12 protein-coding genes and 1 riboswitch are annotated in these 13,140 nt (G+C 49.0%); of the genes, 3 read left to right on the top strand and 9 right to left on the bottom strand.

Going from position 1 to position 13,140, the window contains the following annotated elements; translation table 11 throughout:
• From V6668_RS07520 to cobD, 7 genes are all read right to left on the bottom strand, one after another.
• Entirely contained in the window at positions 1–813 is an 813-nt protein-coding gene (locus tag V6668_RS07520; protein WP_036610732.1) for an ABC transporter ATP-binding protein, read from the bottom strand.
• Positions 810–1,856, bottom strand: coding sequence for a FecCD family ABC transporter permease (locus V6668_RS07515; RefSeq protein ID WP_036610733.1), 1,047 nt, complete (start codon positions 1,854–1,856; stop codon positions 810–812). The genes V6668_RS07520 and V6668_RS07515 overlap by 4 nt, the downstream gene beginning before the upstream one ends.
• Positions 1,853–2,851, bottom strand: a complete 999-nt coding sequence (locus V6668_RS07510; RefSeq protein ID WP_338708060.1) for an ABC transporter substrate-binding protein — start codon at positions 2,849–2,851, stop codon at positions 1,853–1,855. Before V6668_RS07510 ends, V6668_RS07515 begins: the two co-directional genes overlap by 4 nt.
• A gap of 407 nt (positions 2,852–3,258) precedes the next feature.
• A riboswitch (cobalamin riboswitch) is annotated at positions 3,259–3,407 on the bottom strand.
• A 147-nt stretch (positions 3,408–3,554) separates the two neighbouring features.
• On the bottom strand, positions 3,555–4,250 hold the full coding sequence (locus tag V6668_RS07505) for a histidine phosphatase family protein (protein ID WP_338708059.1): 696 nt from the start codon (positions 4,248–4,250) through the stop codon (positions 3,555–3,557).
• On the bottom strand, positions 4,241–5,221 hold the full coding sequence (cbiB, locus tag V6668_RS07500) for an adenosylcobinamide-phosphate synthase CbiB (protein WP_338708910.1): 981 nt from the start codon (positions 5,219–5,221) through the stop codon (positions 4,241–4,243). Before cbiB ends, V6668_RS07505 begins: the two co-directional genes overlap by 10 nt.
• A gap of 44 nt (positions 5,222–5,265) precedes the next feature.
• Entirely contained in the window at positions 5,266–6,102 is an 837-nt protein-coding gene (locus V6668_RS07495; protein ID WP_338708058.1) for an adenosylcobinamide amidohydrolase, read from the bottom strand.
• Positions 6,099–7,250 carry a threonine-phosphate decarboxylase CobD gene (gene cobD / locus V6668_RS07490; RefSeq protein ID WP_338708057.1) on the bottom strand — a complete coding sequence of 384 codons (1,152 nt, stop codon included), beginning with the start codon at positions 7,248–7,250 and terminating at the stop codon, positions 6,099–6,101. The genes V6668_RS07495 and cobD overlap by 4 nt, the downstream gene beginning before the upstream one ends.
• 189 nt (positions 7,251–7,439) lie before the next feature.
• Here cobD and V6668_RS07485 point away from each other — a divergent pair, with 189 nt between their 5' ends.
• Together V6668_RS07485 and V6668_RS07480 are read left to right on the top strand one after the other, a co-directional pair.
• The gene (locus V6668_RS07485) at positions 7,440–8,444 is read left to right on the top strand and encodes a lipoate--protein ligase (RefSeq protein ID WP_338708056.1); all 1,005 of its coding nucleotides are present in this window, start codon (positions 7,440–7,442) and stop codon (positions 8,442–8,444) included.
• A 279-nt stretch (positions 8,445–8,723) separates the two neighbouring features.
• Positions 8,724–9,527: a Cof-type HAD-IIB family hydrolase gene (locus V6668_RS07480; RefSeq protein ID WP_062833159.1), complete on the top strand. Its 804-nt coding sequence runs from the start codon at positions 8,724–8,726 to the stop codon at positions 9,525–9,527.
• 329 nt (positions 9,528–9,856) lie between these two features.
• Here V6668_RS07480 and V6668_RS07475 read toward each other — a convergent pair whose 3' ends face one another.
• Entirely contained in the window at positions 9,857–11,383 is a 1,527-nt protein-coding gene (locus V6668_RS07475) for an NAD(P)/FAD-dependent oxidoreductase (protein WP_338708055.1), read from the bottom strand.
• Positions 11,384–11,539: 156 nt separating this feature from the next.
• On the opposite strand from V6668_RS07475, the gene V6668_RS07470 reads away from it, so the two are divergent.
• Positions 11,540–12,109: a TetR/AcrR family transcriptional regulator gene (locus tag V6668_RS07470; RefSeq protein WP_338708054.1), complete on the top strand. Its 570-nt coding sequence runs from the start codon at positions 11,540–11,542 to the stop codon at positions 12,107–12,109.
• A gap of 64 nt (positions 12,110–12,173) precedes the next feature.
• On the opposite strand, the gene V6668_RS07465 is transcribed toward V6668_RS07470, so the two are convergent.
• The gene (locus tag V6668_RS07465; RefSeq protein WP_036669117.1) at positions 12,174–13,112 is read right to left on the bottom strand and encodes a DMT family transporter; all 939 of its coding nucleotides are present in this window, start codon (positions 13,110–13,112) and stop codon (positions 12,174–12,176) included.
• Positions 13,113–13,140 lie beyond the last annotated feature (28 nt).

Here is a 13,140-nt window from a genome sequence, read left to right as displayed (position 1 = left end):
TTAATCGATGTCCCGCCGCAGCAGCAGTTGAGGTATGGCATGGTCGGGATGGGAGACAATCGCGGGTTTGACGCGAAATATATCCTGGATATTCTCATCGTTGATCAACGTATGAGGTGTACCCTTTCCAACCGCCATGCCCTCACGCAGCGCCAGAATGTGATCGCAAAATAACGCGGCCAGATTCAGATCATGCAGCACAGCCACAATCGTAATGTTATTTCTCTGTCGCCATGCCGATAACAATTCCATGAATTGCAATTGATATTTAATATCCAGAAACGTGGTCGGCTCGTCCAGCAGCAGTAACCTCGGCTCCTGAGCCATAACTTTGGCTAGTGCGACCCGCTGCCGTTGCCCGCCGCTGAGTGCATCCAGCGGTCTGTCCGCCAGTTCTGTCAATCCCAGGTCTTCAAGCACCCTGTCCACCACAAGTGCCCCATCGCCCACTTCCCGCCCCAGCCAGTTCTGGTATGGATATCGCCCCATCTCCACCACGTCTCGCACGGGATAGGAGATGGCTGGTAAGCCATCCTGCTGCAATACAGCGATCATGCGCGATAGGTCCTTACGGCTGTAAGAGCCGATGTCTCGACCATCGATACGAATCTGACCTTCGTTTAACTGTTCCGTTCCGGCAATAAGCTGGATCAGGGTGGACTTGCCACTGCCGTTTGGTCCGACAACTCCCCACCAGTCACCTTCGCCAACATGCCAGTCTACATTGTGCAGTGCCTGATGATTGCCATATGACTTCCCTGCTCCCTTAATGGAGATAAGTGAAGTCGAGTTGGAACTGGTACTGGAATTCATGGCATCATCCCCTTCTGCAACTTTTTGTTCCGGTTCAGCAGGTAAGCAAAGAACGGCGCACCAACAAAGGCGGTGACAACACCGAGCGGAATCTCAGTTGGTGCCAGCAACGACCTTGCGATGGTATCGGCCCACACCATGAAGATCGCTCCACCAATGGCAGACAAAGGTACCAACAGTCGGTAATCCGGTCCCACCAGCAGCCGCAACATATGCGGGATCACCAATCCAACGAATCCGATGACACCCGATACCGAGACAGCCCCAGCAGTCAGCAGTGTGCCAACTGCCAGCACGGACAGCTTGAGTCTGTCCACTCCGATCCCGATATGTGCGGCTTGACGTTCTCCCAGTGCAAGCACATTCAACGAGCGTGCGCGGCTCCAGAGAAAGACCAGCCCTAACAGAAAATACGGGAAAAGGATGGCCGTATACGACCACCCACGCAGAGCCAGACTTCCCATCGTCCAGTATATAATTTCATTAATCGTCTGTTTCGACATGGTCGACAGGAAGGAAACAACTGCGCCCAGGAAACTTTGCATGACCACACCAGCCAGAATGAGGCTATGTGTAGGTATTTTACGCCCTTCACGAGCCAGTGCCATAACAAACCATAACGTGATTACACCCGTCAAAAACGCCACCAGTGGCAACGTCCAGATTCCGATCAGTGCATACTGCAATCCGAAGAAAATCAGAAAGGCTGCACCCACCGAAGCACCGGATGACACGCCCAGGGTGAACGGGTCTGCCAGTGGGTTCCGAAGAACCCCCTGGAATCCCGTACCAGCAATCGCCAACGATGCGCCCACGAGCACGGCAAGCAGTACACGTGGGAATCTGACTTTCCAGATAATCTGTTCGGCTGCCTTATTCCAATCCGGTGTAATCCAATCGCCCACCCAGGGAATTTTGTGAATCAGGATGCCTGCAATATCCCGGATCGGCAACGCTACTGAACCAATGCCCGTGCAGATGAGCACAGTGAGCACCAGCAGCACCATGCCCGTCGTTCCGAACAGGATCAGCTTTTTACTCATTGGAACAAGTCAGGGTAGATCGCTTTGGCTACTTCTTTCAACCCTTGAGTTACACGTGGACCCGGACGGCTCAGCAGGTTGGCATCCAGGCCAATAACCGCGTCATTTTTCACAGCCGTAATTTGATCCCAGCCGCTGCGCGCCTTGATGATCTGATCCAGTGTTTTAGAGTTTTCGTCAATGACATCGTTGGCATACAGGATCACATCCGGGTTGGTGGCAATCACGTTCTCTTCATTAATTTCGTACCAGCCCTCTTTGTCCGAAGCAATATTGCTACCACCGGCTACAGTGATGAGTTCATCCATAAATTCGCCTTTACCCACAGTCCAGCCTGGGGAGAATTCAACATATACTTTTTTCTTCTCTTCCGGTTTAACTGCCTTCACCGCTTCGGTTACATCCGTCACGTCCTGTTTCATCTGGGTGATGATTTCTTGTGCTTTTTCCTGATGATCGGTAATTTTACCGAACGTTTCGATATTACTCATGACATCGTCGATGGATTTGGGATCCGTTTTGAATATGGTAATACCCAAATCACGCAGTTTTTTCACCGCATCCTCGCTCATGGAGATACCTGTGAAGACGATGTCGGCTTCAGCTGCAATGATGGACTCTTCATTGGGCTTGGAAATACCGCCCATTTTAGCTTTGGTTGTTGCCGCTTCCGGATAATCGTCATAGTCGGATACACCAACGATTTGATCGTCCAAACCAAGGGCAAACAGGGATTCCGTCTCAGCCGGAGACACGGATACGATTTTGGCTGGTGCCTTTTCAAAGGTGAACGATTCACCCGTTGCATCCGTAACTGTCAGTGGATATTGTGTTTTGAGGTCCGTCTGCGCCTGGCCTTGGGACTGCTCCTGTGCTGGTTGCTGTGAAGTACCTGTGCCCTCGTTTGTTGTTGCATTGCCACATCCGGCCAAAGCCAGTGCGAGTGCCGCTGCACTTAGCAGGGACGCTACGCTTTTCCAATTTTTGAGATTCATTCTGTTATTCTCCCCTTCTCTATTTGTACTATTTTCTTGCATCGTGCTCGAACCCTTATTCCCCATGTCTTGGTGTTCCTGTACAAGTTAAACCCATCAATTTTACACAAGTCCACTCCGATTGCAGTACCATCTTCCGATCGCTGTTATCCCCAGATTTTTTTGATTCCCTTTTCGAAAGGGAAAATCCGGGGATAAAGGCGAACACTCCGTTTCTTCAGATCGGTTCTGCACTCTTCGTTAACGTGTAAAAGTTCGGTTTTTTTTACATGAACAATAAAAAATCCCCAATCCATACGTCCAGGATCAGGGATGACGTCTCGCATATGGCGATCTGTACATGTTCAACCAAGGGTTGTCCATGCGCATAGAATAGCCCGAAACGCTGTCCTTTCCTCGAAGGAACACCGGTTTGTACGTCCAGGGCAGGTAACCTGACTTACAGGAATCATCCTGTTTTACAGTGGCGGGACCGTGCCGGATTTGCACCGGCTTCCCCATTTCACCCTTGTGTGTTCATGACTCATACTAATTTGCCATGAAAACAGCCTTCACACGCGGGACCCTTGGTCGCTGATATGGTAAACCATTGCCGTGTAACTTCTGCATGCTGCATACTCCTTCAGGCTTCACATCCTGCAGCGTATCTGTATCCATACTGAAGTCACACTTCTGTTGTGATTATAGGGTATATTGTACATCCTTACAACCCGATCGGCGGAAAAGTCACTCTGCTGCCAAACCACTGATTCCCCTGTTGATGAAGCTGAACCTGAATCGCCTGTCCCGGGACAATATGTGTATCCCAGAATCCAAGACCGGCAATCAGACGGGACAAGGCATACCGGATGACACCACCATGTGTAATCACAACTATGGTTGGCACTTGCCCCTCATCAACGTGCATTGAAGGACGACCCTCCAATAACATCTCTTGGAGAAAGGAATCCAACCGTGCGGTAAACTCCTGCCACGATTCCCCTCCGGGCGGAGTGACCTCCTGCGGCGCATCAATCCAGCTTCGGTACACAGGGTTATCCTTAAGCTGATCATACGTCAGCCCTTCCCACTCTCCAAAATCATTCTCGCGCAGGCGCGAGTCAAACTTCACCTGTCCGATGGCATCAGGAAGAATCTGTTCCAGCGTCTGCCGACAGCGAAGCAGATCACTGCAATAAACCTCGTTCCACAAAACACCGCTCAATTGTTCATGAAGCGGAGCCAGTTCTTCTTTGGCATTTGGCAGCAGACCGATGTCGGTATGCCCTAGGTATCTTTTTTCCACATTCCACAACGTTGTCCCATGACGGACCCACAGAATGTTTCGTTTCAGCGGCCCAGGCTGATTCGTATGTACTTCATTTCCTGCATTTCCTGCATTTCCTGCATTTACGGCCATAACAGCGTCCCTCCTGCCAGCCACACGCCCAGCGTTATGAACACGCATAGTACCACAAAAGCCCCTGCCGACCAGAACATCAAACGTGACGTTTGCACAATATCCTCGGCTTCCATCGGCCGTGTGGCTTCACCCATGTAGGCACGAAACGAAGCAACGCCGTGATACACGTTATGTCCGCCAAGCCGGATACCCAGTGCTCCAGCCACCGCTGATTCGGGAAAACCGCTATTCGGACTTGGATGTAATCTTGCATCCCGTACAACCATGCGTGCTGCTCCATTGGCGTCCAGCTTCATGACCCAGGCTCCCACGATTAACAGAATCGCGGTCAGCCGCGCAGGTATCCAGTTCGCCACATCATCCAGACGGGCCGAGGCCCAGCCAAGATGCAGATACTTGTCATTTTTATATCCGACCATGGAATCCAACGTGTTGACGGCGCGATAAGCCATGGCAAGCGGAGCGCCTCCAATGAGCGCATAGAATAACGGCGAGACAATGGCATCCACGATATTTTCAGCAACCGTCTCTACCGTTCCCCGCACAACCTCGGGTTCATCCAGATGCGCCGTATCACGTCCAACAATCATGCCCAGTGAACGTCTGGCCGCCGGCCAATCCTGCTGCTTCAGATGACGATACACTTCCATACCTGCATCCTTCAGCCCTTTTGAAGCAATGGTCGTTGCAATGAGCACCACTTCAGCTGCCGCTGCAATGACAGGGTTGATTAGTCCAAGCAGATATACGAATCCCCACGTGATCGCAAAAGAACCCCCCGCAATCACAATCGGGAACAACAGCCCGGCTCTCTTCAGCCCCGAATCTGTGCGCACACGTGAGCGAATGACTCGCTCCAACGCCGAGATGCCTTTTCCCATGCCAATCACCGGATGGGGAATCCAGCGTGGATCTCCGATACATCGGTCCAACAGGTACGCAAGTATAATAATCCATGCTCCCGCCATGCCTGTCCAGAACGGCCAGGTCCATAGATGCTCCACCTCAAAAGTCATTTGTTCCTGACCCTCTCTTTCCATAACAGTCCGGCCCGAAGGCTTTCCGTTACCGTGTCGTATACCAATCTGCCAATCGCCGCCCCTGCCGTAGTCGCTGTTCCGGAATAAGTAATCATCGGCTGAGGTTCCTCCACTTCCACTGCCTGACCTACTGCAATCACAATGGCATCGGTTGTGGTGCCGGTAGCGGGCAACCCGTTCTCCGAATCTAGAACACCCGCATCCGCCAGCGCGGCCGCTTTGGCTTCCACCGCCGTCTGTACTGCATTCACCATCGCCCCGCTGGTCATGCGTCCATTCAACCAGAGCATAATGTTAATTGTACCCGGGACATAGGGGGGCATCGTTAGATTCCGTGCTGGAGGAGCAGAGCGCTCCCTGCTGGAAGACATCGTCTTATTTCCCGCCGTATCAAATACCGTTCTCTCCGACCCCGCTCGTGCGGCATTTGATACACCCGCAGTGGTGCAGCACAGAAGGCCAAATTCATCACTTGTATATTCCTGAATGGAGGTATGCTCCAGCCTTACGGCCGTCAATAATCCGGCACATTGATCGCGTGGCTCATGCCATTCATTCAGCGCTTGTTCGATATCACGCGGCGGATCATCACAGCGGTAATGCCTGTCCACATAGATGTTAAATATGCGATCGAGTTCAAACATCCCGCCGCCATATACCGCACTCGACAGCGCTTGGGCTGCCCTTGGACTCTGAGCTTTGATATGTCGTTCATGTACGGATATCTTCAGTCCCGGCCAGGAAGAGGAAGCATATTCATTCTCTTCTGTTTCTCCATTCGTAAAGTAGTTATAAAACGGGAGTGTCATTGCCGCTTCCCTCCCTGTTCCTCATCTTTCGTCTGATCAACATTCGGATATCCCTTGGTTTCCAGCACGCTGCCCAGCACTTCGAGTAATGTAGCATTGGCATCTGCATCCTTGACTGCGAAACGTACATGCCCTTTGTCAAGCCCCGGATACATGGCACAGCTGCGAATCAGAATACCTCTTCGGCCCAGCGCCTCCTGCATTGATGCTGCTGTCCATGGGGCCGGCATACGTGCCAAAATAAAATTAGCCTCTCCCGGTGTCACCGCACATCCGTACGCCTTCAGCCCTTCGATGAGATGACCCCGTTCCCGCGTGATCTGTGATATGGTCTCCTGTTCGTACCGTTCTCCACTGCGCAGACAGGCTTCACCTGCCATGAGTGCCAGACCGTTGACACTCCAGGTCACCTGTTTCTTTGTCATCGCCTGAATGTATTCGGCACGGCCCAAAGCATATCCGAGACGCAAACCCGGAATGGCATAAAACTTCGTCATCGAGCGAATGATGATCACATTAGGATAGTCATTCAGTTGTGCTGCCAGGGACTGACGCCGGTCTACCGGAATAAAATCCATAAAGGCCTCGTCAATGACAAGTACGGTTCCCGTTTCTTCCGCTTTGCGTGCAAGCCTTTGTAATACCTCAAGTGGATATTGTACACCGTTTGGATTGTTGGGCTGGCCGAGGAAGAGCAGGTCTACCTTTTCCATGAGTTGCTCGATGTCCTCGGGTTCCGCTCGCCACGCCAGTTCTTCTCTTCCCTCCGTATGCACAACCTCGGCACCGAATTGTCGTGCCAACGACCGGTACTCCGAAAATCCCGGTTCCACCGTACCCACCTTGCGCGGGGCAAGCCCCAGCAGAATGAGCGCCATGCTTTCGGCTGCGCCGTTGCCCACGGAAATCAGCTCCTGCATCACACCAAGACGCTCGCTCAGCAGTGCTTTGAATCCGCGATGCGCCGGATCGGGATACCGAATCACCGACTGCAATCCTTGCTGTATAGCCTCCAGCACCCCTCTGGGTGGACCGAGTGGATTAATGTTGGCACTGAAATCCAGAAAATCAGCGGCTTCCCTCCCAAATCGTGACGCAGCCGTCTCCACGTCCCCGCCATGTCCGAACACTTCGATATAACCGGTCATTCTTCCGTCATCCTTTCTGTATGTCCTTTTTATTATGGATGGCACGGGAGGTGTGGGTCAATCCTGTTTTCTTTGTGTCCCAACCATAATTCGTTTACAATAGAAGAGGAATTTCGGTTCCTTTTGATATACAAGGTTCACTACATAAGGGACTAGCAATCCCTCACATACATTAATGGAGGAATGACCATGCTGTTTGTAGACAACCAGGGCATTACAGATCCTTCTGTAAACCTCGCCATTGAGGAGTACATTCTGAAGCATCTGCCGATGGAGGATGACAGCTATCTGCTGTTCTACATCAACCGTCCGTCGATCATCATCGGAAAACATCAAAATACGATTGAAGAAATTAATATCGAGTACGTTCAGGATAACGGTGTGCAGGTCGTTCGTCGTCTTTCGGGAGGCGGAGCGGTATATCACGATCTGGGCAACCTGAATTTCAGCTTTATTACAGCGGATGACGGTCAATCCTTCCACAATTTCCGCAAGTTCACCCAGCCTGTGGTTGAAGCTTTGCACGAGCTTGGTGTAAATGCCGAGTTGACCGGGCGTAATGATCTGCAAGTCGGCGAAAAGAAAATTTCGGGCAATGCCCAGTTTTCCACACGTGGGCGCATGTTCAGTCATGGCACATTGATGTTTAATCTGAATCTGGAGCATGTTCAGGCTTCCCTGAACGTCAATCCCGAGAAGTTCAAATCCAAGAGCACCAAGTCCGTCCGCAGCCGGGTCGCCAACATACGGGATCTGATTGATACCAACCTGACGATTGAGCAGTTCCGCGATGAGCTGTTACGTCATATTTTCAGAATGGAGCCACAAGACGTCCCGCAATACAAGCTGACTGACAAGGACTGGGACAAAATCAAGGAGATCTCCGCTGAGCGTTATAACAACTGGGACTGGAACTATGGCTTGTCTCCGGAAAGCAATGTGAAGCACACTCGCAAATTCCCTGTCGGTATCATCGATCTGCGCATGAACATTAAGGATGGACGCATCGAAGATATCAAAATCTTTGGCGACTTCTTCGGTGTAGGCGATGTGGCAGATATCGAAAATATGCTGCGCGGCAAGCGTTATGAGGAATCCGAGGTGCGTACAGCTCTGGAAGGTCTGGATGTAAAACATTACTTCGGCAACCTTGAGCTGGAAGACTTTATCGGCCTTGTTTTCCTGGAAGAGTAAAATTTAGATGTAAGTATAGTTTTAGAACGAAGTCTAAGATTACACGTTAACGGAGAAGACAGAATTCATCGGGAGAAGCGAAGCGTTCGCTTAAAGCTTTTTGGAAAAAAGCTACATCGGAAGCATACGCTTATCAACGGATTTCCCCTTGGGGAGATGGAATCAAAAATCCGGGGATAACAGCGATCGAAAGATGAATCTGTATTCGGAGTGGCCTCGTGTAAAACTTATTTTTTCGTTCGTTAATATAGATACAGATAAAAAAGGAGAGAAATACAGATGACCTACAAATTGATTGCAATCGACATTGATGACACACTGATCAACGACAACAAGGAAGTAACCCCTGCTACACAGACAGCACTGGAACAAGCGGTTGCCCATGGTGTAACTGTAACGCTGGCGACTGGACGTGCTTATGCTTCCGCACAAGCGCTGGCTCGTCAAACCGGACTTAACGTTCCGATCATCACGTATCAAGGCGCATTGGTGAAAAACCTGCTGGACGAAAAAGTACTTTATGAGCGTTACGTTCCACAGGAAGCTTCCCGCAAATTGTATGATTACTGCCTGGAGAACAATCTCCACCTTCAAACATACATTGACGATAAGTTATATGCCCGTGAGGAAAACGACAAGCTGCGTGATTATGCCAAATTAAACGGCACCCAATATTACATCGAATCTGATTTCATCAAAGTCATCGAACAAAAAACACCAAAGCTGCTTATTATCGATGAGCCAGACTACTTGGATAAGGTTGCCGTTGACCTGCGTGAATTGCTCGGACCTCAAGTGCATATCACAAAGTCCAAACCTTACTTCCTGGAAATCATGCACAATGAAGGAACTAAAGGTCACGCCCTGACCTTCCTGGCTGACCATTTCGGTCACCAGCTCAGCGAGTGTATTGCCATCGGCGACTCCTGGAACGACCATGAGATGCTCGAAGTTGCCGGTCTTGGTGTAGCGATGGGAAATGCCATCCCTGCCCTGAAAGAGCTGGCGGATTACATTACGGCAAGTAATAACGAAGACGGCGTGAAAGAAGTTATCGAGAAGTTTGTGCTGAACGCAGAGTAAATAAGATCAACGAACAGCCCAGTCCGGCGAATTTCGCCGTGCAGGGCTGTTTTTTTGATTTTAAAAATATGTTCATTATCCTATTTAAACGATTATATTAGGTATATTTCTCTGTTATTTTTTATGTTTTGAGAGCAACAATGCGGTGATCAAGGATAATTGTAGTGAAATTGTAATCGCCATAGATAAGATGACACGATCAGTATCTGGGACATCGGCAAAAAACAAAACAATAAAAAATACAATGATTGAGATTACAATGCTAGCTATAAAATTTAAAATTATTCGTTTCATGTTTTGCCTACTTTCACGCACCACGATTTATTGTTTTACTTGCTCATGGCATGCTGGAAAGACTCCAGCAGTTTTTTTATTTGCCCATCACATTCCAGTTGAAATGACGGAATGATCTCATCTATTCTTTGCTGGAATAACTCCGGATCTTGGACACCAAGCTCTGCTCTTAACTCCATTTCTTCTTTGGAACCATTGTCGTTCAGGATCATGTTCAGGATTTCACCTTTAAAGTATTCACTTGGAGGAAGGATTAGAGCATTCATCAGGAACTGGGTAAAAAAGAGATGTTTATTATTTTCCTGACTCGCCTTTTTCATCGCCTGCTTAGTAAACAAGTTTATATACTTCTGAGCAAACGCAACCCCTTTCATTCGGGAAGGCCCAACATGTTCGACCCCTTTCCAACGCAGATCGGCCACAGAACTAAGCCACCAGGCCGGTTCAATGGCCTGCTGCATACGGAGCAACACTTGGCGCTCAAACTGCGGCTCAGGATGCATTCGCTGCTCATCCAAACATTTCGCTATGGTCTCGGCTTCAATTGCAGCGACCGTCATGCCTTGACCATGGATCGGATCGAAGCTGCAAAATGCATCGCCAAGGACGAGTAATCCGGAGGGCCAATTCTCCATCAGTTCAAAATGTTGACGGACAGACTCGGAAATACGGTATCCCCGCGGTCCTTGAAACGGCTCCAACTGGTCTGCCAACGCTACGATTTCATCCGAAGCAAACAGATGTTTGATTTGCTCTTGAAACTCATCCGGATGGGTTGGAGGATATTCATCTCCTCCTGCGTTGAACAGTAATAGTCCAGCGATATCATTTTCAATGCGCCACAACATGCCTGCACGAGTTCCTTGCACAGGATCGGACTCTGTTATCACCGTTCCCCAATCATTTTGAATAGAGGATGGTATCTTATAATAGCGGGTGCTGTAACCAAGAGACACCTTCAGCACTTCCGGCTCAGGCACGGACAACCCTATCTGTTCAAGCCATCTGATCAATTTGGAAGAACGTCCCGCGGCATCAATAACCATATCTGCTGCAAGCATTGCTTCCCGATTATCCCGACCTCTTTCTTTGGTATACACGCCTGTAATCGAACGCTGATCTTCTGATGCCATTAACCCCGTAACTTCCGTACTCGTTAAGAAGCTTATATGATCTATGCTCTGGACTCGCTGACGCAATACCCATTCCAGCAGTGCTCTGCTGCTCGATGCAATTTTGAATGAGGAAGCGGCATTCGCCTTATTGACTAATGTACCATAGCGATTGGCAATCACAATTTTCTCTTCATGCGAAGGAATGGCACCAAGCGCGACCAATTCATCATTGTATCCGGGAAAGTAATGTTCCAGAATGAGTCCGCCGCGCGGTAATACACGATGTGGATGAAAGGATTGAGGCACACCCTGCCGATTTGCCGGCTCAGAAGGCAATTCATCTCGCTCAATGATACATACCTCATCATAATAATCAGATAACATCCTTGCAGTGATTAATCCTGCAATACCTGCCCCGATCACCACAGCTTTTTTCATTTCGGACATCGCCACTTCACCCTCTCTAATCCATCATATTTTATCTTCACTTGTAGCCATATCTAAAAATTACTTATAATACCAGTATACACTTTGAATCTCGTATCATGTAAGAATCAATGTGTTCATACTATATAGCTAAACTACAATAAGGAACTGATGTAGATGAAAATGATTGATAAAAAGGTGGATTTGAGAGTTACCCGTACTCATAAATTGTTAACGATGGCGCTACTCGATCTGTTATGTGAGAAAGGCCAGCTATTCAGCAACCTCACAATTAATGAAATATGTGACAAAGCTATGGTTCACCGAACAACGTTTTACAAACATTTCAAGGATAAATTTGCTCTTCTGTCCTCCACCCTAACATGGGTCCTTCGGGATTATTTACACATGAATGTAGAAGATCGGCTACAGCAGCCTTTGCAAAGCGTATCTAAAATGCTGTTTGGAAATGTACTGGAGACAATTGTGCAGAACCAACAGAATGATGAGGGGTTTAACAACTTTTTCATACATTATATCGGAGAGATATTCAGACGGGATTTTCTGGAATTGAAGAGAAGAGGTAAACAATTTTCACTTCCCATAGAACTTGTAGCTGAGTTTCACTCGGGGGTGATTCGTTTACTTGTGATGTGGTGGATACAACATTTCGAAGAAAATGTTACGGCAGAACAGATGGATAAATATTACTACCTACTGGTTAACGAGAACATCATGTTGGAATAACAAACAGCTCAACCTAAAATCAATGGCTGATTTTGAGATTGAGCTGCATACCTTCAAACTTTACCTATTTTAAAACAGATTCGGAAGCCTGCACTGTCATCCTCGCACGCTTTCCTTTCTTCAACCAGCCGCTCACCTTCTCATTCATCGCCAGCAGACCTGAAACAACCAGCACCACACCGATCCACGTAACCCAGCTGACATGTTCACCGTAGACAACAGCACCAAGCCCTACGGCAATGGGTGGTGAAATGTATAACCATGTTGCTGGAAACAGCGGGTTGGTACGCGACATAATCCAATAGAACAGACTATGCCCCACCATGGAGCCGATGACAGTCAAATAGATCACCGACGAGACGGCAGGCACCCAGTCCAGAGCAGACATATTCCACGATTCCGTTCCGACCGAGAGCAGGGATAACAGCAGTCCCCCATACATCATCTGCACCGCATTGATCGCTACAGGACTAGCCTCCTTGAACTGATGAATAACCTTTTTGGAGTACAATGCACCTGCCGAATAACAGACTTCCCCTACCAGTACCGCGATACAGCCCCACATAAACAGGGAACCTGCACCAAGCGATACACCTGGCAACACAACCAGAACCACACCGGTGAACCCGATCAGGCAGCCCACAATCATACGGGCAGATGTTTTTTGCCGTAACAGCGCCGTCTGCATCAACATAATCATCAGCGGCCCTGTCGCCGACAGAATGGCACCCACACCCGAGCTCACATGCTGTTCAGCCCAATATAATGTGGCAAAAGTGCCGAAGGTCAGCCCCGCTCCCGTTAACAACATCTCCTTGCGGAACAGGAGCGACCAGCTCACTTTGCCCTTCATCCTCATCCATGCAAACATCAGCGCTCCCGCGATTAAAAATCGCAATCCGGCTGACAGAAAAGGCGGCATGCCTGCCTCTACTCCAATTTTAATAGCCAGAAATGTTGTACCGAAAATAAGACACATAACCGTAAATGCAATCCCCACCATGATAACCACTCCTTTATCTGTTCTCCAT

The sequence above is a fragment of the Paenibacillus amylolyticus genome (assembly GCF_036894225.1).
Lineage (GTDB): Bacteria > Bacillota > Bacilli > Paenibacillales > Paenibacillaceae > Paenibacillus > Paenibacillus amylolyticus.
Note: the sequence above shows the minus strand (reverse complement) of the source record. Positions and strands in the feature narration are given on the sequence as shown.